The sequence below is a fragment of the Aeromonas sp. R1-2 genome (assembly GCF_040908505.1).
GTDB classification, from domain to species: Bacteria; Pseudomonadota; Gammaproteobacteria; order Enterobacterales; family Aeromonadaceae; genus Aeromonas; species Aeromonas veronii.
Map to the genome: position 1 here is coordinate 23,779 of NZ_JBFODU010000013.1, position 21,510 is coordinate 45,288.

The window sequence follows — 21,510 nt, forward strand, 5'->3', positions numbered from 1 at the left end:
CTTTCGTTTCAGCCAATGCGGCGATCAGCGACGGCTGATATTGAGCGGGCCGAAGGTCTGGGCCACCGGCATGATCTCGATGCTGTTGATGTTGACGTGGGCCAGTTGCTGACTCACCCAGAGCACGGTATTGGCGATATCTTCCGGCTGGATCGCCTCCACCCCCTGATAGACGGAGGCCGCCTTGGCGTCGTCACCGTGGAAGCGCACGTTGGAGAACTCGGTGCCGCCGCACAGGCCCGGCTCCACGTTGGTGACGCGGATGGCGGTGCCCGCCAGATCGGCGCGCAAGTTGAGGCTGAACTGCTTCACGAACGCCTTGGTGGCGCCGTAGACGTTGCCGCCCGGATAGGGGTAGGTGCCCGCGATGGAGCCGATGTTGATGACGTGACCGCGATTGCGCGCCACCATGCCCGGCAGCAGCAGGCGGGTGAGCAGGGTCAGACCGCTGATGTTGGTGGCGATCATCTGCTCCCAATCTTCCAGATCCGCCTTGTGGGCCGGCTCCAGCCCCAGCGCCAGACCGGCGTTGTTGACAAGCAGATCCACCTCGCTCCAGGCGGCTGGCAGAGCGGCGATGGCGGCGCGGGTAGCCGCCTTGTCCTGCACATCGAACGCCAGCGGCAGGAACTGCTCGCCCAGCTCGTCAGCCAGCGCAGCCAGCCGCTCGGCACGGCGACCGGTACCGATCACCTTGTACCCCGCCTGCACCAGCTGGCGGCTGATGGCTTCACCAAAACCGGACGAGGCGCCCGTTACCATTGCAATCATCTGAACCTCCATTAACTCAACCGATATTGTTATTTATGTTGTTGAAACCAATCTGATTTATTCATCGCTCAATTCACGTCCGGTCGCCTTGCGCCAGACAAATACCACCAGATGGAGAAGCAACAGGCCCGAGCCACCCAGCGCAAACAACAGGCCGGTGAGGGCGTTGACCGAGGTATCGGCGCCGCACCACCACCAGACCAGCCAGCCACTCAGACCGATGACAAAGGTCTGGATGGCACAGACCGGGCAGCGCCCCAGCTTGGCCCTGATGGCGGTGGCAAGACAGTTGTCGCAGCTCATCCTGCTCCTCGATGTTGCTTGTTCAATACGGTCAGTTGGCCTGTGAAGATGGCTTGCGCGCCTGAGTGCGAGCCACTCTGCGCCGCTCACGCTCCTCGTCGCTCACCAGCGGCAGCACCAGCCGGTGGGCGTGCTGGTCGCGGCCATAGTAGTCCGCCAGCCGCTGCTGGGGACGAAATCCCAATCCCTGATAGAGCGCCAGCGCCTCTTCGTTGACGTCCCCCACTTCGAGGCGAATCGCCCCCCAGCCAGCGGCCTTGCCCTCGCGGATCACCTGCTCCAGCAGACGGCGGGCCCAGCCCAGACGACGCACCGTCCAGCGGATGGCAAGCGCCTGAATGACCAGCCGATCCCAGCCTCTGTGCTCCAGCAGGCAGAGATAGCCCATCAGCTGATGTTTCTCGTCCAGCAGCAACAGGGTGCGCCCCTTGGCGTGGGCCAGCAGATAGTGCCAGCGGCTGCGGCCAAAGGCGACTTCGGGAGGAAAACAGTAGCGTTCCAGATTAACGATGGCGCCCAGATCATCGGTTCGGGCCGCACGTACGGTCAACACGGGGAGTCCTTGTTCGGTTATTTATCCTCAGCACCAAAAATGCGACTTGTATCACAAGTTACCAAGGCGTCATATTAGGCACTGTAACCTCTTGTTTCCCCTCGCGCCATTGTCGTGCTTGTCGGTGCATCGAAGCCCACTGGGGATCCTGCCTGTTCAGGCAGTCTGATCTGTGGAGCCGAAAATATGAGTACCTATGTCATCGTCGAAGAGCTGGGCGACTGGCCTTGCCATGCCGATTATCTGCTGACCGCCCGCACCTATCTGCAACATGGAGTGCCGACCACCGGCGGCCGACCCCGCATCATCAACCTCTGCCGCAATCTGGAACACCTGAGCGCTGGCTACTACTGCTCGCTGCTGGCCCAGGCCCGCGGCCACCACTGCCTGCCGGGTCTGCAAGCCATCAGCCGACTGCAACCGCAGCAGCCACCGGCCAAGCTGTGGCGCAAGGCGCAGGGGTGGCTGGCCCAGCAGAGCGAGGATCGGATTAGAGTGCGCGCCATCTTCGGCCAGTGCGAACAGAGCGAGCTGGCGGGGCTGGCCCGCTACTACTACGGCCTGAGCCAGCTGCCGCTGCAGGAGCTGACCCTCAAGCGCGGTCGCCACGGCTGGTCGGTGCGCCAGCAGCAGAGCCTGTCGCCGCTGGAACTGAGCCCAAGCGAAAAGGCACTGATGCTGCACCACGCTCAGGCGCTGGTGGGCACCGGTGATGAGGAGCAGGCGGCGCCGCTCTACCAGCTCGCCATTCTGGTGGATCCCGATGATGGCCGCGCTAGCAGTGATGGGCTGGCGCTGGAGCGCTTTATCCGAGCAGCGGCTGCCCAGGGGATCAGGGCCGAGATCCTGCCACCGTCGGCCATCGAGCGGCTGCCGGAATTCGACACCCTCTGGCTGCGTGCCGAAACCGCAGTCGGCCACTACACCTTCGAATTTGCCCGCCGCTCCGAGCAGCTCAAGATGCCGGTGATCGACAGCTCCCGCGCCATCCTAGCCTGCAGCAACAAGCTCTATCTCTACGAGCTGATGGTACGCAGCGGCGTTCCCATGCCGCCCACCATGGTGGTGACCCGTCGCGGCCGCCACCACGTGGACGAACTGGTGCAACGGCTCGGCCTGCCGCTGATGGTGAAGGTGCCCGACGGGGCACAGGGGCGCGATCTCGCCATGGCCAGCGACGAGCAACAGCTGGCCCGCCTGCTGGACGAGGGGCTGGGCCGCTCCGCCCTGCTGCTGGTGCAGAGCCGGATCCCCGCCGAGTTCGACTGGCGCATCGGCTTTCTCGACGGCTCGCCGCTGTTCGCCTGCCGCCGCTACCGGCCCGAACCGGGCAACCGCATTCGCCGCCGCAAGCACCCCCTCGACATGAGCCGCATCGAGGCGCTGCCGCTTAACGAGGTGCCGGAGCGGGTACTGCAGACCGCTCGCCGCGCCGTCCATCAGCTCGGCAATGGCCTCTACGGGCTCGATTTGCGCCAGCAAGGGCGTGACTGTGTGCTGCTGGAGATCGTCGACAACCCCTGGATCCGCGGCGATATCGAAGACAAGGAGGCGGAGGATCTCTACGAGCGACTGGCCCGTGCCTTCCGCCAGCGGCTGGAAAACCGGGGCCAGACCACCATATAACCCCGCCATGACCTTGTCGCCCACAATGACAGAGAGGGCACCGCGATGGGGCCCTCTCTCATATCAAAGCGTGCTGCGGCTGACTTATTGCAGATGCAGGAAACGCCCGCTCAAGGGCGGTATCTCCACCGTCACGCTGCTGCCGCCGATGGCCAGACTCTCGCCGCTTTGCAGATCCACCAGCGCGCTGCCGCTGCGCAGCTTGCCTGTAGGCAGGTTGTAGCTGAGCGCCGTGGTGGAGAGGTTAAGCAGGTAAACTATCTGCTCCCCCGCCGTCTGCTTGATGTCACCATAGAGGCTGCCCTCGGCCACCAGTTTGACTCGCTCTCCCTGATAGAGAGCGGGGTGCGCGGCACGCATCGCCAGCAGCTGGGCGAGCCACTCTTTCAACTCAGCCTGTTCGCTACCCGGCACAAAACCGGTGACAGCGGGCACCTTGCCGTCGCTGCGGGCCACATGATCGTCGCACAAGCCCTGCGCCGCACAGTCACCGCTGACCTTGGCAGCAAAGCCCGGCACCTCGTCGCCAAACTCCTCGCCATAGTAGAAGGTAATCGGGCCGGAGCGAGCCGCCATAAAGCTGAAGGCCGCCTTGTGGCGCTGCCAGTACTCGGTCGACTTGAAGCTGCCACGCTCCAGCAGATCACCAAAACGCACCAAATCGTGGTTGCCCAGCATCAGATTCGGCATGGCGTGATTCGGGTAGTTCTCCACTTTGTTCCAGCTGGCATCGAGCACGCTGGCCCCCTGGCCCCCCTTGCCGGACTCCTCCACCGCCAGCGCCTGCACGATGCCGTAGCGCAACGGGAAGTCAAAGGCTGAGGAGAGCGCCGGATTGTCGCTGCTGCCGTAAGCCTGAGCGCGAATGTCATCAGCCCCCTTCCACACCTCGCCCACCATGTAGCCTAGGGTGCCCCACTGCTGACCGGCGGCCTTGCGCGCCGCGCTGGCCTGCTCCACCTCGCTGCGAATGGCACGCCAATCATCCAGCCCAAGCTGATAGGCCTGATCGAGGCGCCAACCATCGATGCCGTACTGCTCGACCCAATAGCGGGCGACCTCCTTGAAGTAGGCGAGGCTCTCCGGCTTGCTGTAATCCACCAGCTGGCCGGGATAACCCGCACCGCCGCTGGTGAGGGCTGGCAGACGCCCCTCTGGCGAGGGCTTGCTCATCCCCACCTTGTTGACGTGGCCAAAAACCCCGTCGAGGAAGACATAGAGGCCGCGCTGGTGCGCCCCATCCACCAGCTGTTTGAGCTTGGCATTGCTGCCAAAGTTGGGATCCACGGTAAAAAAGTCGCAGGCGAAGTAGCCGGTGGCATCGAGCCTGTTATCACCGCCTTGCCCCGCGCAGGAGTCGAACACCGAGGTGAGCCAGATGGCGTTGACGTTGAGACTCTTGATGTGGTCGAGACTGTCGATGATCCCCTGCAGATCGCCGTTGTGCTGGGAGGGGCCATAGCCGACGCCGTAGTTGGCACTGCCGTCACCATCGGCAAAGGACTCCACCATCACCTGATAGATGCGCAGGTTGCAGGCAGGTTGATCGTCGCCGTAGCAGGCACGACTGGCCGTGGCGACCGGAGGGTGGGTGACCGGCGGATTGACGACGGGGGGAGTACTCTCCCCGCCTGAACTCCCGCTGCCGCCGCAAGCCGCAAGTAACAGGGCGGCCCCGAGCAGGCCGCCATAGCGTAACGTTCCCTGTTTCATTGTTATGTTCCCGCTGTGAGAGCAGGCGTCTGATACGCCTGTTTTTCACCATGATAGCGATGCTCACACAGCAGTGTCTGTGACTGAAAACGTTATCTGACTCAACTGGTTAGAGCACCCCTGCCGAGGCAAAACGGTAGTTGAGCGAGAGCCAGTAGGAGCGACCCGGCTCGGGGATGCGGCCGCTCTGCTCGTAGCCCAGCCCGGCCTGACTGCTGTGCACCGACTTGGAGAGGTGCTCGTAGTAGAAGGTGTCGAACAGGTTGTCTACCCCGGCCGAGAGTTGCCACCCTTTGGCAAACTGCCAGGCGCCGCTCAGGTTCATGGTAAAGAAGCCCGGAGTCTCCCCCTGATCCTGACCGGCGACCGTGCCGGAGCCCACATCCACCCGATCCTGCGCCGCCACCGCGCGCCCCAGCAGGGTAAAGCTCAGCGCCTCGTCCGGCTGCCAGCCCAGCGCCAGCTTGCCATCGAGGGGCGGCATCTGGGCCAGCGGTTTGTTGTCGCTCTGGTTTTCGCCGTAGACCACCGCCAGACCACCATCGAGACGCCACTGCTCGGCAAACTGCCAGCGCCCCTCCAGCTCGCCACCGCGGGTCTGGGCGTCGATATTGCGCACCTTACGTGTGCTGCTGTTGTAGAGCAGGTAGTCCTTGATATTGGCGCTAAAGAGGGAGAGGGTCAGATCCAGCTCGCGGCTGCGCAGAGCAAGCCCTGCGTCCCACTGGCGGCTGCGCTCCGGGTTGAGGGTGAACGGGGTGCTGTCCTTGCTGCGCTCCCAATAGTCCGGCGCCCGCTCTGCCTGTCCCCACGCCAGATAACTGGACCAGCGGGGCGACCACTGGTACTCATAGCGACCAAAACCGCTGTCGAGGTGTTCGGTCTCACTGTAGAGAGTCTGATCCCCCGCACCATAGCGAGTTGTCTCGACCCGATCCTGACGATACCCCCCCTTGTAGCTGTGGGCTCCCTGCTGACGGCCCAGCTCGGCAAAGCCGCCCTGCTGCTCGAAGCGCAGGGTGCGCTGGCGTGGCTTGTCTGCATAATCCAGATCCTTGCGAAATCTGTGCTGATCCCGATTGCTGTCGAACCCGGCGGTCAGCAACCAGTCGGCAGGCAGGGCGATATCGTTGGCCCAGCGCCCGCCGGTGTTGCGGCGATCCGGGTTGTTCAGGGATTTGGGAGTGCTGTTTTGCCGCAGGCTGAAGTTGTCCATGATGTGGTCGACGTAGTTGTCCCACAGGGTCAGCTCACTGCGCTGCCAGTGAGTGGTGATCTCCTCCTGCTTGAGCTTCAGCCCGAAGGATTCGCGATCAAACATGGGGCCATCCATGGTGCGGTCCGCATAGGCGGCGCGGGCATTGCTGCGCTCGGCGGTGAGTTCCAGCCAGGAGTGCTCCCCCGGCGTCCAGCCCAGCTGGGCGGTGCCGTTCTCGCGGCGATAGAAAGAACGCACCTTGTTGCCATGGCCATCGCGGTAATCGTCGCTGTCGGAGTGGGTGAACTGACCGCGCAGATAACCATCGGTCGAGCCTGCCGTCATGTCGACCATCTGGTCATCGCGGCCGAAGCTGCCAAAGAGGGCCGAGGCGTCGCTCTTGAAGCCCGGCGCCATAAACTCGGGTCTGTCCCGCTCGAACAGCACGGTTCCCGCCAGGGTCGCCCCCTGCTCGAGGGATTGCGGCCCCTTGAGCACCCGGATCCGGTCAAAGGATTGGGGGAACACATAGGCCGTGGGCGGATCCATGCGGCCGCCACACCCACCGGCCAGCATGCCGCCATCCATCTGCACGTTGAGGCGGGACATCCCCATCCCCCGCAGCACGGGGTCGCCACCGAGCCCCCCTTTGCGCACCATGCTCATGCCGGTGACATTCTTCAGATAACCGGCGCCGTCGGCAGCGGGCATGGGGGAACCGGGCTTCTTGGGATCCAGTGTCACCTCCAGGGTGCTGGCCGGGCGGGTTGCCACCACCACCATGGGATCCAGCTGTTGCACCGGCTCCTGACCGGCAGCGCCGTGACAGGCGAGTCCACCAACCAGCAGGGCAAGGGGGGGGCGCATATGACAAGCCATACATTTTCCTTATGTATTTGTTTGTTTTGTTATTTTCATTCAACCAACCAAACCTTTCAGCAAGGGAAAGGTTTGCCGTCAGGCCGCAAAAAAGGCCTGCGGCGCGAAAGCGGCAAGCCTCTGTCAGGTGAAGCGAAGGCAAGTTGGCAAAATGTTGCGCAGGTTTTACCCAAGTTGGCTCAGAAAGGCAAACGGGCAAACATTCCAGTAACAGGAATCTGGCGTTGGCTCACAAAAAATGGGGATTAGCTGAAGGCTTCCCGCTCATCGATGGGAGAGATGAGGTGATAGACCTCATGGGCGGATAGCGTGCAGCCAACAGGCCACTCCAGCTGGTGGTGACGGTTGATGAAGACCCGGGCGCAGTGACGCTCGCTCTCCAGCTTTGCAAACAGCGGCTGGGTTCGCCAGGGGGTCAGATCCAGCACCCCCGTGGTGCCATCCGATAACACCAGAAACAGGCGCCATCCCCGCACATACTCGACATCGATAAAGACCGGCATCCCTTCGGCTCCGATTGAGATAATTCGCGGCAATTATAAACACCAGCGATCCATCCATACACGCTGTGGCTCACATTTTACCCAGCAGATTATGCTGTGCTCATTAGTGGCGCGACATCACATTTTTAGATGATAAATGTGTTAATGCCGACTTTTAACAAACTTGAATGCAACCTTAACCAATTCGATCTGTCATAACCTCACAACAACTAAAAAAACGTCTGTGGACAGACGTTTAGAGTCTCATTCAGGAACAAACATGACAGATCTAAAACAGCGACTCGGCCCGTTCTGGCCCTTCGCCGTCTTCTGCGCGCTCGCGCTTTTCTCTCTCTCTTTCAGCCGAATCGCCCTCGGTATATGGCAACTGGAACGAGTGGATGCCGTGGCCGGCTGGCAGGAGATGCTGCTGCAAGGGATCCGGGTCGACTTTGCGACCCTCTGCTGGGTCTGGGGTGTCCCCGCCATGCTCACTCTGCTGCTGGCAGGCCCCCATGCCATCGGCCGGGGCTGGCTGCAACTGATGCGCGTCTGGCTGACCGTCGGACTCTGGCTGATGCTGTTCCTCGAGATCTCGACCCCCTCGTTTGTCACCGAGTATGGCGTGCGTCCCAACCGTCTCTATGTGGAGTACCTCATCTATCCGAAAGAGGTGTTCGCCATGCTGTGGGCGGGCCGCAAAGCCGAGCTGCTGCTAGCGTTACTCTTCAGTGGCGCCGTGCTGACCGGCGGTTGGTGGCTGAGCGGCCGTCTGGTACGTGGCCTCAGCTTCCCCCGCTGGTATCTGCGTCCGGCCTTCGCCCTGTTCATTCTGGCCATAGGTTTTCTCGGTGCCCGCTCCAGCCTCGGCCACCGCGCCCTGAACCCAGCCATGGTCGCCTTTGCCGAGGATCCGTTGGTCAACTCACTCACCGTCAATTCCGCCTACTCCCTCTTCTTTGCCATCAAACAGATGGGCGCCGAGGAGGATGCCAGCCAGTTTTACGGTGAGATGACCCCTCAGAAGGTGCTCGAAGTCATGCGCAAGGAGAGTGGCCGTCCGGCCAGTGATTTCAACTCCGATCTGCTGCCCAGCCAGACCTTCAACCAAGCGAGCTTCCAGGGTAAACCGAAGAATCTTGTGATCCTGCTGCAGGAGAGCCTGGGCGCCCAGTTTGTCGGCTCCCTCGGCGGCCTGCCGCTCACCCCCAACATCGATGCCCTGTCGCAGCAGGGCTGGGCCTTCGAGCAGCTCTACGCCACCGGTACCCGCTCGGTGCGTGGTATCGAGGCGGTACTGACCGGCTTCACGCCGACCCCGGCACAGGCGGTGGTCAAACTCGGCAAGAGCCAGACCAACTTCTTCACCATCGCGGATCTGCTCAAACAGCGGGGTTATGACACCAGCTTTATTTATGGCGGCGAGAGTCACTTCGACAACATGCGCAGCTTTTTCCTCGGCAACGGCTTCACCACCATCGTCGAGCAGAAGGATTTCGACAATCCGGTGTTCAAGGGCTCCTGGGGCGCCTCCGATGAGGATCTGATGGCCAAGGCCGACGAGACCTTCAAGGCGCTGCACAAAGAGGGCAAACCCTTCTTCAGTCTGGTGTTCAGCTCCAGCAACCACGATCCGTTTGAATTCCCGGACAACCGCATCGAACTCTTCGAGCAACCCAAACAGACCCGTAACAACGCGGCCAAGTATGCGGATTACGCCATCGGCGAGTTCTTCAAGAGGGCGAAACAGTCCGAATACTGGAAGGACACCCTGTTCCTGGTCATCGCCGATCACGACAGCCGGGTCGGTGGCGCCAGTCTGGTGCCCATCCCCCGCTTCCATATTCCGGGGGTTATCGTGGGCGACGGTATTGCACCGAGAAAGGATCCGCGCATCGTCAGCCAGATCGACATGGCGCCGACCCTGCTCTCTCTGATGGGGATCAGTGCCGACTACCCCATGCTCGGCAAGGATCTGACCCGCATGCCCGCCGACTGGCCGGGGCGCGCCATCATGCAGTACGACAAGAACTTCGCCCTGATGCGCGGCAAGGATGTGGTGATCCTGCAACCGGAACGGGCGGCAGAGGGCTATGTCTACGATGGTGCCAGCGAGAAGCTGACCCTGGCGGCGCAGCCGGACGCCTTGAAGGAAGATGCGCTTGGTCTTGCCCTGTGGGGCAGCATGGCCTATCAAAAGAGTCTCTATCAGACGGCCAAGGATGAACGCACCGCCGCCAATTGAGCCAACTGTGCTGATTCAGCCGATAGCAGAATGGAAAAAACCGCCAGCAGGCGGTTTTTTCCATCTATCCATACCGTCGGCCCACAGGCCGTTATGGCTGGGGAAAGCAGGGCAGGGAGCGGCTGAACTTGTGCTCGAATACCAGCGAGGTTTCGAGGTGCACCACCTCTTCGCGGGAGGTGAAGTGATCGAAGACGAAGTTGCGCAGGTGCTCGGTGTCGGAGACACACAGGTGCACCAGAAAATCATCCTTGCCGCCCATGTGGAACAGGCTGATCACTTCGGGCAGCGCCAGAATGGCATCGCGGAAGGCATCGATGATCTGGCGGCTATGGCGGGCCAGCTGCAGGGAGACCATGGCCTGAATGTGACCACCGAGGGCCTGATAATCCACTTCGCAGTGCGCCCCCTTGAGCACGCCATCCTGCTGCAACTTGCGCACCCGCTCCAGACAGGTGGAGGGGGCAACGCCCACCAGCGCGGCCAGATCCTTGTTGGTCATGCCCGCATCCCGAAACAGATGGGCCAGGATATCCAAATCCAGTTGATCCAGGTTTCTCATCTTAACTCCTTGAACCGCTCAATTTTTTAGACTCTGCCCGTAAACCGGGGCAAACACAACGGCCATTGACATCCCCCCTGCCCCGCCTATCCTTGGCGCCATTCACCGGCCGCAGCCCTGCGGCCACCACGCGAGGATCCGCCATGCACCCGTATCACCCCTTCTGGAGCCTTGAGGTTCCCCGTGTCGATGGTCAGCTGCTGCTGACCCCCTGCCCCGGCACCCAGCAGGTGCCGCTGACCCTGGCTCTCGATCAACTGCGGCTGGCCGGTGCCCACGGGGTGGTGACCCTGATGACAAGCGCCGAGTTGATCCGACTCGAACTGGCGCAGCTCGGCCAACAGGTCGAGCACGAAGGGATGCGCTGGTTCCATCTGCCCATCGAGGATGATCTGGCCCCCGACAACGACTTCGAGGCGGCCTGGCAACAGGCGCTGCCACAGCTGCGCGAGCTGCTGGGGGATGGCAAACATCTGGTCATCCACTGCAAAGGGGGCAGCGGTCGTACCGGTCTGGTCGCCGCCGCGCTGCTGATGACCCTCGGCCAGCCACAGCAAGAGGCGATGGCCGCCATCAAGGCCCACAGACCCAAGGCGTTTACCCTGGCCTGCCACCGCCAGTGGCTCGACCAGCTGGCCGAGCGGCTGGCGCAGGGCGACTGACTACTTGCCTCCCTGGTCGTAGGTAAAGACCTTGCCGATATCTTCCACCCGATAGCTGGTGAGCTGATAGACGTAGTAGTTGAGCCAGTTGGCAAACAGCAGGTGACCGTGGCTGCGCCAGCTGGCGCGCGGGGTCTTGCCCGGATCATTATTCGGGTAGTAGTTGACCGGAATGGTCGGGTCGAGCCCGGCCGCCAGATCCCGCTGATACTCACCATCGAGGGTCAGGGCATCGTACTCCGGGTGCCCGGTGACAAACACCTGACGACAATCCTTGGTCGCCGCCAGATAGACTCCCGCCTCTTCTGACTCGGCAAAAATCTGCAAGTCGGTCTGGGCACGGATCAGATCGCCATCAAACGCCGCGTAACGGGAGTGCGGGGCGACGAACTCGTCATCGAAACCGCGCAGCAGCGGCTCATGCTCATCAAGACGATGGTGGCGGTAAACCCCGGAGAGCTTCTCGCCGTGGGTCTGTTTCTCCATGCCATACAAGGCTTTCAGCGCCGCCTGCACCGCCCAGCAGAGGAACAGGGTGGAGGTGACATGCTGATGGGACCACTCGATGATCTCGACGATGCGCGGCCAGTAGACCACCTCCTCGAACTCCACCAGCCCGAGCGGCGCCCCTGTGATGATCATGCCGTCGTAGTTGTTGCCACGCACCTGCTCGAAGTCGTGATAGAAGTTCTCCAGATGCGCCTGCGGCGTGTTCTTTGACTCCCTGTCATCGATGCGCAGCAGATCCACATCCACCTGCAGCGGCGAGTTGGAGAGCATCCGCATCAGCTGGATCTCGGTCTCAATCTTCTTTGGCATCAGGTTGAGGATGAGCACCCGCAGCGGACGGATGTTCTGGGTGACGGCCCGGGATTCCGTCATCACGAAGATGTTCTCCTGCCCCAGCACTTCGGCGGCGGGTAACTGATCCGGGATCTTGATCGGCATGCTTACTCCCTGTACTGCATCAGTAAATATGTCTGGACATCCAGAAGCCTATAATAAAGCTCCTGCCCTGTCATCAGATACCTTTTGTATTCACCCCCGCCTTTGACTAGCATACGGCTCAGTGTGTCTCCTGCTTCCAAGATAATGACCGGTATCAAGATTTCCGTAGATCGACTGCAAGTCGGCAACTATGTATCCCTGCCACTGGGGTGGCGCGAACACCCGTTCCTGTTTTCCAGTTTCAAGATCAAAAGTGAAGAAGAGATCGAGCTGATCCGCCGTCTCGGCCTGAAACTGGTCACCATCATTCCCGACAAGAGCGACGTTCCGCCCAAGCCTCTCAATCAGGTACAGCCTCAGCAACAAGAGAGCGCAGACGCCGCCCAGCGCCAGGCCCAGATGCAGCAGGAGAAAGATCGCCGCATCGAGCAGTTGCAACTCTATCGCCGCAACCTGCAGCAGTGCGAGAAACAGTTCCAGCAGTCGCTGGCACAGGTGCGCAGCGTGATGAGCAAGATCCAGTCCCGCCCCCTCAATGCCATCGGCGAGGCGCAGGAGCTGGTCAACGCAATGACAGAACAGCTGCTCTCGGTGGACGAGATGGTGCTCCATCTGGTCTCCGACAGCGAGGATGGCAACAACCTCTACTTCCACTCCCTCAATGTGAGCGTGCTCAGCATGCTGCTGGCCAAGGAGTGCTGCATGACGGCTGACGAGATCCGTCAGGTCGGCATGGGGGCGCTGTTCCACGATATCGGCAAGCTGAAGATCCCGAGCCAAATCCTGCGCAAGACCGAGCCGCTGACCAAGCCGGAGCAGAACCTGATGGCCCAGCACCCGCGCTACGGGCTGGATCTGCTCAATCTGGCCAAGGATTTCCCGGCCGAGGCGAAGGGGATCGTGCTCCATCACCATGAATATCTCGATGGCAGCGGGCCGGAAGGGCTCAAGGGTGGCCAGCTCGATCCGCTGACCCAGATGGTGTCGCTGATCAACGAGTACGATAACCTCTGCCACATGCAGGCCAAGGTGCCCTACTCGGCCCTGAGCGGCCTCTACAAGCAGCGCAAGGCGCAGTTCAATCCGGAGTACCTCAGCATGCTGATCCGGTTGATGGGGATCTACCCCCCCGGCAGCGTGGTGCAACTCTCCAATGGTCAGGTGGGGCTGGTAATGTCGGTCAACGCTTCCCGCCTGCTCTACCCCTCGGTGCTGGTCTACGATCCGCGCATTCCCCGCCAGGAAGCCGCCATCATCGACCTGCAGCAAGCCGAACTGTCGATCGCCAAGGTGATCCACCCCAAACGGCTGCCGCCCGCCGTGTTCGAGTACCTCAATCCGCGTACCCGGATCAGCTACTACTTCGAGCACAACAAAGCCTGATTGTGTTGGCCCGAGGCCAACCGTTGCCACCCGTTTAATCCAAGGAGCCTGCCATGCGTATCGAGATCATCAGTACCGGAGACGAAATTGTGACGGGTCTGGTGGTGGATACCAACGCGGCCTGGCTCAGCGCTCTGCTGCTGGAACAGGGGTGGCAGGTGCGCCGTCGCCTGACGGTGGGGGACAACCTCGCTGACCTGAAAACGGTGCTGCAAGAGAGTGCCAGCCGCGCCGAGGTGGTGCTGGTGTGTGGCGGGCTCGGGCCCACTGCCGACGACCTGACCGCTCAGGCGGCCGCTGAAGCCTTTGACCAGCCGCTCACCCTCTTCCCCGACTGGCTCGCTACCATCGAAGCGCGCTACGCCAGCCGTGGCCGCCCCATGGCACAAAGCAATGCCAAACAGGCCTGGCTGCCACAGGGGTGCGAGATCCTCGACAACCCGGTCGGCACCGCCTGCGGTTTTGTGGTGCGAAGTGGCCAGAGCCAGCTCTTCTTCACCCCGGGCGTACCGTTCGAGTTCAAGCAGATGGTACGCGAGCAAATTCTGCCGCGCCTCAAACAACTGGCCGGGGCACAGATCGATACCGAGCTGCGTCGCTTTTACACCTTCGGTGTCTCGGAGTCGGCGCTCAGCGATATGCTGGATGCCGAACCCTGGCCAACTGGTATTGAGCTGGGTTACCGCTCCTCCATGCCCCTTATCGAGCTGAAACTGATCGGCCACAGCGCCAGTGCCGCTGACATGGAGAGTGCCGAACGCCGACTGCTGGATACGATCCGCCCCTGGCTGGTTGGCAGCGGAGATACGGAACCGGCGCAGCAGATCCTGGCGCTGCTGCAAGGCAAGCCTCTGGCTCTGCTGGAGGGAGAGAGTGGCGGTGCGCTGCTGGCGCTTTGTCACGGCCATCCCCGGCTGGAGGCCAACTTCAGCACGCAACTGGCCGATGAGCTGGCGCAACTGCCGACAACCGATGCGGGCCTGCAACTGACCATAGGGCGAAAAGGGCCAGAGGGGGTGCCACTGCTGCTCAGCGCCGATGGCATGCACATCGGTCAGACGGTCAAGGTCCGCCACCCCGACCCGGAGAGCCGCCGCAAGATCCTCGCCTTTGCCGCCCTCGACATGCTGCGCCGCCATATGCTGGGTGAGCCGGTGCTCGGCGATTACCTCACCCTGGCCAGAACAGCCCAGCGCAGCTGATAAGAACCGCCATTCCCCTGCCAGCGACCCTATGTCGCTGGCGCTGCGATCCGTCTTTTCACTCCGTTTCCAAACAGCGCCCACATTTATCTGGCCGCCATCACCGATTTGACTTCAATTCATTGACCATTCAGAGGAAATATCTGAATACTGCCCACTCTCAGGGTTGGCGACTCGCTTTATTAATCATTGAGAGATTAAATGACAGTAAAGGAGCGAGCCGATCGCTCCGTTTTCATCCAGCAAGGAGATGCGGTGTTAAGCAAAGAGTGGTTGCTGCTATCAAGCGATATGGAACTGGTCTGCCTGCGGATTGCCGCCGGTCTCACCAAACCTGTCACGGAACAGGATGTGCAGGCTCTGCTGCTCGCTTCCAACTGTCGCCGCTATCAGCCTCTGCCCGAGGGGATCAAACAGGCCATCAGCCTGCTTAATACCCTGCTCACCAACCCTGCCGCCCCCGTCCCCGCCAACCCCATCCCTGTCGGCAAGCGTCAGGATGCCCGACTCGCCGTAATAGTGGAGAAGGATCGCATGAGCGCCATCGCCCAGATCACTGCCGACTGGGGGGGCAAGTATGTGACGCTGGAACAGCTGAAAGAGGCGATCTCCATCAGCGAAATCAAACAGGGGGTGAGTGAGCAACTGCTCACCGCTGCCATCCAGTCAGCCAAGGAGGCCGCCCCCGGCAGTCAGCTCAAGCTGGTGATTGCCAACGGCCAGCCAGCCGTCAATGGTCAGGACACTCGCTATGAGCGGCTGGTGGAGACCCCGGCCGAACGGATCCTCAAACCGCAGGAGCTGGGGCATGGCAAGGTCGACCTGCGGGATCTCGGCTCCATCGTCACCGTCAAGGCAGGCGCTCCGCTGATGCGCCGTCATCCGGCCACCGTCGGGGTGCCCGGTTTTACAGTGACCGGTCAGGATCTGCCCGCCAAAGATGGCAAAGACAGTCCGATGAGCCCTGGCGAGGGCACCTTCATCTCCCCCGACGATCCCGACCTGCTGATTGCCGGTCGGGCTGGCCTGCCCTGTCAGGAGAAAGCAGGCATGAAGGTGGACGAGGTGCTCAGCGTCAAACAGGTGGATGCCCGCCACGGCCACATTGATTTTGAAGGGGGCTTAATCGTCAGCGGCGACGTCAACCCGGGCATGAAGATCAGGGTCAGCGGTGATATCGTCATCGGCGGCTTTATCGAAGGGGGCTGGATCGAGGCTGGGGGCAGCATCACGGTACGCCACGGCATCATTGGCCGCCGCAACGAGCAGGGGGAATACCTTTGCCAACTCAATGCCCAGGGGGAGATCCACGCCAGTTACGCCCAGTATGCCCAGCTGGAAGCGGGGGGGGATATCCAGATCCAGAGCCAGCTCAGCCACTGCTACTCCCGCAGCGGACAAGATATCAAGGTGGGCGATAGCAACATGCGCAAAGGCACTCTGCTGGGGGGCACCAGCATTGCCAATCGCCTGATCATGGCTCCCAGCCTGGGGGCCGAGGCCGCCAACCATACCCGGCTGCAGATCCTTGGCGGCTACTTCACCCACAAGGAGCAGGAACACCAGCTCAAGCTGCGCCAGCAGGCGTGTCAGGCCCAGCTGGAGAAAATCAAGGAGCTGGTCATGAAGTTGCTGCAACTGCCCGGCGACAAGCGCAATCCGGATACCCTGCGCAAGCTCAAACCGATCCGGGACCATCAGCTGGCCGAACTGGCCCAGCTCGATGAGCAGCTCACCGCCAACCAGGAGGAGCTGCGAAACTTGATGGCTCAGATGGAGGTCATTGCCACCCAACACCTCTACTCCGGCATCGAGGTCGAGATGGCCAGCTTCAAACGCAAGGTTACCATTACCCGAGGCCCTACCCGCCTGACCATCCATGATGAAACCCTTGAGATGACCCCTTACGAGGGACACAAATAGCTCAACCGGCACGGCCCCATCGCTGAACCGGCCGTGATCCCGCCGCCGATTTTCGCTACACTCGCCACTTCCTTGGCCCCACCGGGCGGGCCACCCAGACTCAGGTAGTGAGAGATGTACAAGCTGATCGCATTGGATATGGATGGCACCCTGCTCAACCCGCAGGGCCAGATTACTCCCCGCACCCACGCCGCCATCAGCGCCGCGCGCGTCAAAGGGGTAACCGTTGTGCTGGCCTCCGGCCGACCGCTGGAAGGGATGAGCCGCTATCTGGAAGAGCTCGGCCTCACCACAGAGCATGACTACGTCATCTGCTACAACGGCGCCCTGGTGCAGAAGGTGGCCGATCAGCGCATCATCCGCAGCCAGCTGCTGACCGGCAGTGACGCCAGCGCCGTCGCCAAACTGGCTGACGAGTTGGAGGTGAACGTCCACGGTTTCTCGGTCACCCAGGGCCTCATCAGTCCCCGTGTCAGTACCTACACCGAGCACGAATCTCGCCTGATCGGCATGCCGATCAATCTGATCGACTTCGCCACCCTGCCTGCCGACGAGCAGATCATGAAGGTGATGATGATCGATGAGCCGCCCCAGCTCTCCCGCGCCATCGAGCGACTGCCTGCAGAACTCTATGAGCACTATACCGTGGTACAGAGCGCCCCCTTCTTCCTCGAGTTCATGAACAAGCAGAGCAACAAGGGAACCGGCGTCGCCGCGCTGGCCGAGCACCTGGGCCTGACCGCCGATCAGGTGATCTGCGTCGGGGATGCGGGCAACGATCGCCACATGATCGAATACGCAGGCCTCGGTGTGGCGATGGGCAATGCCACCGACGAGATCAAGGCTCTCGCCCAGCACACCACCGCCCGCAACGATGAAGATGGTGTAGCTCAGGTGATCGAACAGTTCGTACTGAACGCCTGATCGCAATCGAGCGCCGCTGCACCCGATGAGGAAATAAAAACGGGGAGGCTGTCAGCCTCCCCGTTTTTTCTGGTTAGTTATCTGCGTGATGAGCGTTAATTCGCTCGCATCACTGGTTCGCCAGACACTGGGTATGGGAGCCCGGTTGCAGGTAAGGCGTCAGCAGGGGAGCCATCCCCTTGAGCACCTGCACCGGCAACGCCGAGGTGAAACGGAACTTGTCAGACTGGCTACCCGGTACATAGGCGGTCAGGGTACCGAAGTGATCCTCACCCAGATAGAAGACGAAGGTCGCGGTGCGGTTGCGCGCCAGCGAGCTGGTCACGTTGCCATAACGGCCCACGGTTTCAATCCGGTTATCCCCGGTCCCGGTCTTGCCCCCCATCTGCAGCACAGTGCCATCCGGCAGGGTAAAGGCACCGGCGATACGTCTTGCCGTGCCCCCTTCAACGACCTTGGAGAGCGCACTGCGCAGGGCTGCCGCCACCTCTGCCGGCATCACCCGTGTTCCCTCGGTGTGCTGCGGCTCAAACTCGGTCTCGAAGGGCGTCCCCTTGGCAAACGAGAGATGCTCGATACGCAAAGTCGGCGAGCGGATACCGCCATTCTGGATAATCCCCATCAGCTCGGCCAGTGCTGCCGGGCGGTCACCGGAGCTACCCAACGCGGTCGCCAGCGAAGGCACCAGATGGTCGAACGGATAACCGAGCTTGGCCCAGCGCTGATGGATATCGAGGAAGGCTTCCACCTCCAGCATGGTGCGGATCCGGCTGTCACGGGCACTGCGATGACGGGTCTTGAACAGCCAGCTGTAGACCTCCTGCCGCTCGTCACGACTGGCCGCCACCGCGTCGGCAAAGGTCGCCTTGTCGAACTCCTTGAGATAGGCCAGCAACCACAGCTCCAGCGGGTGAACCCGGGCGATGTAGCCCTGATCCGGCAGTGAATACTTGCCCGGACCATAGCTGACGTAGAGCTGATTAACCCGCTTGGCACTCAGCTTCTCTCTCGGCAACCGCTCCGCCAGGAAGGCAGCAAATGCGGCTTCGCTGGCTTCCGGCATCAGGTAGCGGTGAACCGCCGCCAGACGTACCGCACTCGGCTTGAGACCGTCAAGAAAGGTATCGAGCTGCTCCTCGGGGGTCTTGCCGCGATATTTGCGCCAGAAGCGCAGCAGATAGGTCTGGCCCTCTTTGTCGGCAAATTTGGCCAGATACTCCTGACGGCGGGGATCCTTGTCATCCTTCAGCAACTGGGCACGGTTGCCCTCCTTGTAGAGGCTGTAGCGCACGATATCGCGCATCAGCCGCACAAAGGGCAAGTTAATCGACTCACGCAGAGAGTCACGCAACGTCGGAATACGATTGTTATCCTCGCGGCGGAAGTTGTTGAAGGTGTGCATGCCGCCACCGGTAAAGAACCCTTCGTTGGGGCTGGCGGAGTATTTGCGATCCAGCGCCGCTTCCAGCATCACAGGCAGGCTCTTGTCCTGAGCCGTCATCAGATAGGAGATGGCCCAGCGGCTGAGGTTATCCTGAGAGACGGCAGCCAGCTTGCGCAGATTCTCGACCGGCATCCCGGCATAGTTATCGTGCAGCTCGGCTACGATCTCCAGATAGGTAGTCAGCACCCGCAACTTGGCGGTTGAGCCCAACTCCAGCTTGGAACCTTCGTTGATATCGAACGGCTGATCGGTGTTGTCGGTCTGTACCCGCACCTTGAACCCTTCCGGCGACTTCTCGAACAGGGTGAAGCTGTAGCGCACATCGCCGGTCTTCTCCGGCGAGAGCAGGCGCTCGCCAAACAGCCCTACCTGGGCGGCAAACGCCGGATCGGCCAACTGCTGCAGATAACGGGATACTTCATTTTGCAGCGGCATGTTGAGGCTGGTATCGGCGGTCAGATCCATCCGGTCGAGGTCATAGAGCTGTACTCCGAGCTGACGGCTCAGGCGAGTACGGGCAACCTGCAACCCCTTGTTGTTGTTCACCCGGGTGATAGCCGGGGACTGCAGGAAATCACGAAACGTAATCTTGGCCTTGAGCGCCGCCTCCATCAGAGGTGGCGTGATCATTCCCTCCTGCACAAACAGGCGCAGGTAGCTGTCGGTCAGGGTAGCCAATGCCTCTCGCCCTTGAGCCAGATAGTAAGAGGGACGGCGGTGCGCAATCATCAAAGAGACAACCTGACGCAGGGCAAGTCCCTGTTCGGCCAGCGGCGCATTCTGGTTGCGGGCGGGATCCAGCAGACGGTTCACGTCATCGACATTGGCACCAAACCAGACCCAGAGACCATCTCCCAGACCATGCACTTCACCATATCCCGGCGCAGCCGAGAGCGGCACCGAGTTGAGGTAGGCCCAGGCAACCAGCTTACGCGCTTCGAGGGTTTCCGGCCCGAGACGATAGGCCCGCACGCTGGCAGAGGCCATCTGACGGATCTTCTCGGTCGGCGACAGGGTCAGGCCATCCGGCGAGTGGCGATACTTCTCCACCTGGGTCGCCAGGGTACTGCCACCGGCAGATTGATCCTGCATATCGAGCGCCTTGCCCACCTGGGAGAGCGCCGCCTTGGCAAAACGGGGCCAGTCGACCGCCGGGTTGGCCAACGGCTCTTCGTTGCTCAGCAAGTCGCGGTTCTCGATAAAGAGCAGCGACTGGATGATAAGAGGCGGAATAGAGTCAAAATCCGGATAGTGATGGGTCGGATACTTGAATTGATAGAAGGGCTCGGCGCGGCAATCGTGCAGCGTCAGTCCAGCCTGCACCTTCTCGGTATAGGGCACGAAGAAGCCACGACTGGCGTAGTCATAGAGCGCGTCGGAGAAATGCACCTGCTTGCTGACTTCATAGCCCCGCTGCAGCAGGCGCTCCTGCATCATCGGCAGTTGCACATAGCCGAGCCGCTTGTCGAACGGGCCATCCTCAGGGAAAGCGATCTGCTTGCTCTGGCCTGGCTCGACCTGATAGGTGAGCTTGGCGGCATAGCGGGAGATCTCCTGAGATTGCAGCTTCGAGGTTTTCATCTCATAGCCAACCAGAGCGATCACCGCCCCCAGGCACAATAAAAAGAGAAAACAGAACAGCCAACGCCACCAGGGACGACGCTTGCGCTTTGGGTTCCCGTCCGAGGTCTGGACAGATGAATCTTGAGATGCCACTTGTGTCAAATCCGTCTGTTCTGATGCGCCCATATCAGCCCCACCATGGTTGCGCAATTTATTGTGTTTCACTCAAGCTTAGTCTTTTCAAGTCAATGGCTTGAAACTATTGACCGCTTTGTAGTGATGGTAACAGGGCAATTCTAAAAAGGGGAGCCGATTGTTGCAGGAGTGGCAGAGATCAGAGCTGATAACAAAACACCGGCCAGTGGCCGGTGTCTTTTAAGCAAAAGCTGAACGCTTACTTGTGAGAGCTCATGCCCTTCAGTTTGGTGCTCAGCTCTTTACGCTCTTTGGAAAGCTCGGCGTTCTTGATGATGTGGTCATCCACGCGCTCTTCATAGTCGGCACGCATGTTGGCGATGATCGCCTGCACATCATCAATACTCATGCCCGGCTTGATGTAGTCGCTCAGGTTGTCGAGCAGCAGCACGCGCTTCTGGTTGTCACGGATCTTTTTCTCGTTATCCGCAATTTCACGCTTGAGTTTGTTCTGGCGACGGGACATACGCACATATTCCAGTACATCGCTGAAGGTGGACTTGTTTACTTGTTCCATATCGATACCACTGACTTAAGGTTGATAAAAACTGGCCAAGTTACACCTGGAACCCGGCAAACTCGGCGCGGGACAGGCAAACTCAAGATGCCCTTACTCTACCGAGTTATAAGCGAGATACAACCCTAATCGCGCGCCATGAACAGAGTTTGGCCAAAAGTAAACCAGTTAAAATGGCCAGTAATCCATCAGATAAGAGCTTGATATAGATAGAAAAAGGAGGAGATGACAGGGTTTTAGTTCTCTTCCTCTAGATAAATGCTAACACTGGCTGTTTAACACGCTAAAAACAGCAGAGCCCAGTCTCACGACTGGGCTCTGCTGTGCAAATCTGTGGGACTTATGGACAAAAGCGCCCATAACAAAAAGGCCTTCCCAATCGGGAAGGCCTTCAAATTAGTGGCGGAGCGGACGGGA

At 60.8% G+C, this 21,510-nt stretch carries 18 protein-coding genes; 8 read left to right on the forward strand and 10 right to left on the reverse strand.

The window, feature by feature from the left end; all coding sequences use genetic code 11:
* Window positions 1–24: 24 nt before the first annotated feature.
* The 3 genes from AB5Y76_RS04820 to AB5Y76_RS04830 are packed head-to-tail and all read right to left on the reverse strand — an operon-like array spanning window position 25 to window position 1,627.
* A complete protein-coding gene (locus AB5Y76_RS04820) occupies window positions 25–771 on the reverse strand; it encodes an SDR family oxidoreductase (RefSeq protein ID WP_263719125.1) in 747 nt (248 codons plus the stop codon).
* Window positions 772–828: 57 nt separating this feature from the next.
* Window positions 829–1,074 carry a DUF3624 family protein gene (locus AB5Y76_RS04825; RefSeq protein ID WP_040067114.1) on the reverse strand — a complete coding sequence of 82 codons (246 nt, stop codon included), beginning with the start codon at window positions 1,072–1,074 and terminating at the stop codon, window positions 829–831.
* A 31-nt stretch (window positions 1,075–1,105) separates the two neighbouring features.
* Window positions 1,106–1,627 (reverse strand): GNAT family N-acetyltransferase, encoded by a 522-nt coding sequence (locus AB5Y76_RS04830; RefSeq protein ID WP_193861478.1) that lies wholly within the window; start codon window positions 1,625–1,627, stop codon window positions 1,106–1,108.
* Window positions 1,628–1,813: 186 nt separating this feature from the next.
* On the opposite strand from AB5Y76_RS04830, the gene AB5Y76_RS04835 reads away from it, so the two are divergent.
* Window positions 1,814–3,253, forward strand: coding sequence for a RimK family protein (locus tag AB5Y76_RS04835; protein WP_263719126.1), 1,440 nt, complete (start codon window positions 1,814–1,816; stop codon window positions 3,251–3,253).
* 84 nt (window positions 3,254–3,337) lie between these two features.
* Here AB5Y76_RS04835 and AB5Y76_RS04840 read toward each other — a convergent pair whose 3' ends face one another.
* Window positions 3,338–4,966 carry an alpha-amylase family protein gene (locus AB5Y76_RS04840; RefSeq protein WP_263719127.1) on the reverse strand — a complete coding sequence of 543 codons (1,629 nt, stop codon included), beginning with the start codon at window positions 4,964–4,966 and terminating at the stop codon, window positions 3,338–3,340.
* A 109-nt stretch (window positions 4,967–5,075) separates the two neighbouring features.
* Window positions 5,076–7,043, reverse strand: coding sequence for a TonB-dependent copper receptor (locus AB5Y76_RS04845; RefSeq protein ID WP_263719128.1), 1,968 nt, complete (start codon window positions 7,041–7,043; stop codon window positions 5,076–5,078).
* Here AB5Y76_RS04845 and AB5Y76_RS04850 point away from each other — a divergent pair.
* Window positions 7,032–7,292 carry a hypothetical protein gene (locus AB5Y76_RS04850; protein WP_124928440.1) on the forward strand — a complete coding sequence of 87 codons (261 nt, stop codon included), beginning with the start codon at window positions 7,032–7,034 and terminating at the stop codon, window positions 7,290–7,292. The two genes, AB5Y76_RS04845 and AB5Y76_RS04850, sit on opposite strands and share 12 nt — an antisense overlap.
* On the opposite strand, the gene AB5Y76_RS04855 is transcribed toward AB5Y76_RS04850, so the two are convergent.
* Complete coding sequence (locus AB5Y76_RS04855) at window positions 7,289–7,546, reverse strand: DUF2442 domain-containing protein (RefSeq protein WP_005335997.1); 258 nt, start codon at window positions 7,544–7,546, stop codon at window positions 7,289–7,291. The genes AB5Y76_RS04850 and AB5Y76_RS04855 overlap by 4 nt on opposite strands.
* Window positions 7,547–7,805: 259 nt before the next feature.
* On the opposite strand from AB5Y76_RS04855, the gene AB5Y76_RS04860 reads away from it, so the two are divergent.
* Window positions 7,806–9,770, forward strand: a complete 1,965-nt coding sequence (locus AB5Y76_RS04860) for an LTA synthase family protein (protein ID WP_263719129.1) — start codon at window positions 7,806–7,808, stop codon at window positions 9,768–9,770.
* 91 nt (window positions 9,771–9,861) lie between these two features.
* Here the strand turns inward: AB5Y76_RS04860 and AB5Y76_RS04865 are convergent, their stop codons facing one another.
* Entirely contained in the window at window positions 9,862–10,332 is a 471-nt protein-coding gene (locus tag AB5Y76_RS04865; protein WP_005336001.1) for an Lrp/AsnC family transcriptional regulator, read from the reverse strand.
* 143 nt (window positions 10,333–10,475) lie between these two features.
* On the opposite strand from AB5Y76_RS04865, the gene AB5Y76_RS04870 reads away from it, so the two are divergent.
* Window positions 10,476–10,994: a cyclin-dependent kinase inhibitor 3 family protein gene (locus tag AB5Y76_RS04870; protein WP_101531578.1), complete on the forward strand. Its 519-nt coding sequence runs from the start codon at window positions 10,476–10,478 to the stop codon at window positions 10,992–10,994.
* On the opposite strand, the gene metA is transcribed toward AB5Y76_RS04870, so the two are convergent.
* Window positions 10,995–11,942, reverse strand: coding sequence for a homoserine O-succinyltransferase (gene metA, locus AB5Y76_RS04875; protein WP_005336005.1), 948 nt, complete (start codon window positions 11,940–11,942; stop codon window positions 10,995–10,997). It lies immediately after the preceding gene.
* Between the two features lie 144 nt (window positions 11,943–12,086).
* Between metA and AB5Y76_RS04880 the strand changes: the two genes are divergently transcribed.
* The 4 genes from AB5Y76_RS04880 to yidA all read left to right on the forward strand — a co-directional run bounded on the left by AB5Y76_RS04880 (window position 12,087) and on the right by yidA (window position 17,374).
* Complete coding sequence (locus tag AB5Y76_RS04880; RefSeq protein ID WP_005336014.1) at window positions 12,087–13,325, forward strand: DUF3391 domain-containing protein; 1,239 nt, start codon at window positions 12,087–12,089, stop codon at window positions 13,323–13,325.
* Window positions 13,326–13,378: 53 nt separating this feature from the next.
* On the forward strand, window positions 13,379–14,527 hold the full coding sequence (locus AB5Y76_RS04885; RefSeq protein WP_263719130.1) for a CinA family nicotinamide mononucleotide deamidase-related protein: 1,149 nt from the start codon (window positions 13,379–13,381) through the stop codon (window positions 14,525–14,527).
* A gap of 255 nt (window positions 14,528–14,782) precedes the next feature.
* On the forward strand, window positions 14,783–16,450 hold the full coding sequence (locus AB5Y76_RS04890; RefSeq protein WP_263719131.1) for a DUF342 domain-containing protein: 1,668 nt from the start codon (window positions 14,783–14,785) through the stop codon (window positions 16,448–16,450).
* Window positions 16,451–16,564: 114 nt separating this feature from the next.
* The gene (yidA, locus tag AB5Y76_RS04895) at window positions 16,565–17,374 is read left to right on the forward strand and encodes a sugar-phosphatase (RefSeq protein ID WP_263719132.1); all 810 of its coding nucleotides are present in this window, start codon (window positions 16,565–16,567) and stop codon (window positions 17,372–17,374) included.
* Window positions 17,375–17,483: 109 nt separating this feature from the next.
* On the opposite strand, the gene AB5Y76_RS04900 is transcribed toward yidA, so the two are convergent.
* Together AB5Y76_RS04900 and tmaR are read right to left on the reverse strand one after the other, a co-directional pair.
* Window positions 17,484–20,567, reverse strand: a complete 3,084-nt coding sequence (locus AB5Y76_RS04900) for a transglycosylase domain-containing protein (protein ID WP_263719133.1) — start codon at window positions 20,565–20,567, stop codon at window positions 17,484–17,486.
* Window positions 20,568–20,775: 208 nt separating this feature from the next.
* Window positions 20,776–21,093 carry a PTS system regulator TmaR gene (gene tmaR / locus AB5Y76_RS04905; protein WP_005336024.1) on the reverse strand — a complete coding sequence of 106 codons (318 nt, stop codon included), beginning with the start codon at window positions 21,091–21,093 and terminating at the stop codon, window positions 20,776–20,778.
* Between the last annotated feature and the right edge of the window lie 417 nt (window positions 21,094–21,510).

Coding starts and splice junctions, on each gene's coding strand:
- AB5Y76_RS04820 (WP_263719125.1), bottom strand. CDS start 771: ATGATTGCAATGGTAACGGGCGCCTCGTCCGGTTTTGGTGAAGCCATC.
- AB5Y76_RS04825 (WP_040067114.1), bottom strand. CDS start 1,074: ATGAGCTGCGACAACTGTCTTGCCACCGCCATCAGGGCCAAGCTGGGG.
- AB5Y76_RS04835 (WP_263719126.1), top strand. CDS start 1,814: ATGAGTACCTATGTCATCGTCGAAGAGCTGGGCGACTGGCCTTGCCAT.
- AB5Y76_RS04840 (WP_263719127.1), bottom strand. CDS start 4,966: ATGAAACAGGGAACGTTACGCTATGGCGGCCTGCTCGGGGCCGCCCTG.
- AB5Y76_RS04850 (WP_124928440.1), top strand. CDS start 7,032: ATGACAAGCCATACATTTTCCTTATGTATTTGTTTGTTTTGTTATTTT.
- AB5Y76_RS04845 (WP_263719128.1), bottom strand. CDS start 7,043: ATGGCTTGTCATATGCGCCCCCCCCTTGCCCTGCTGGTTGGTGGACTC.
- AB5Y76_RS04855 (WP_005335997.1), bottom strand. CDS start 7,546: ATGCCGGTCTTTATCGATGTCGAGTATGTGCGGGGATGGCGCCTGTTT.
- AB5Y76_RS04860 (WP_263719129.1), top strand. CDS start 7,806: ATGACAGATCTAAAACAGCGACTCGGCCCGTTCTGGCCCTTCGCCGTC.
- AB5Y76_RS04865 (WP_005336001.1), bottom strand. CDS start 10,332: ATGAGAAACCTGGATCAACTGGATTTGGATATCCTGGCCCATCTGTTT.
- AB5Y76_RS04870 (WP_101531578.1), top strand. CDS start 10,476: ATGCACCCGTATCACCCCTTCTGGAGCCTTGAGGTTCCCCGTGTCGAT.
- metA (WP_005336005.1), bottom strand. CDS start 11,942: ATGCCGATCAAGATCCCGGATCAGTTACCCGCCGCCGAAGTGCTGGGG.
- AB5Y76_RS04880 (WP_005336014.1), top strand. CDS start 12,087: ATGACCGGTATCAAGATTTCCGTAGATCGACTGCAAGTCGGCAACTAT.
- AB5Y76_RS04885 (WP_263719130.1), top strand. CDS start 13,379: ATGCGTATCGAGATCATCAGTACCGGAGACGAAATTGTGACGGGTCTG.
- yidA (WP_263719132.1), top strand. CDS start 16,565: ATGTACAAGCTGATCGCATTGGATATGGATGGCACCCTGCTCAACCCG.
- AB5Y76_RS04900 (WP_263719133.1), bottom strand. CDS start 20,567: ATGGGCGCATCAGAACAGACGGATTTGACACAAGTGGCATCTCAAGAT.
- tmaR (WP_005336024.1), bottom strand. CDS start 21,093: ATGGAACAAGTAAACAAGTCCACCTTCAGCGATGTACTGGAATATGTG.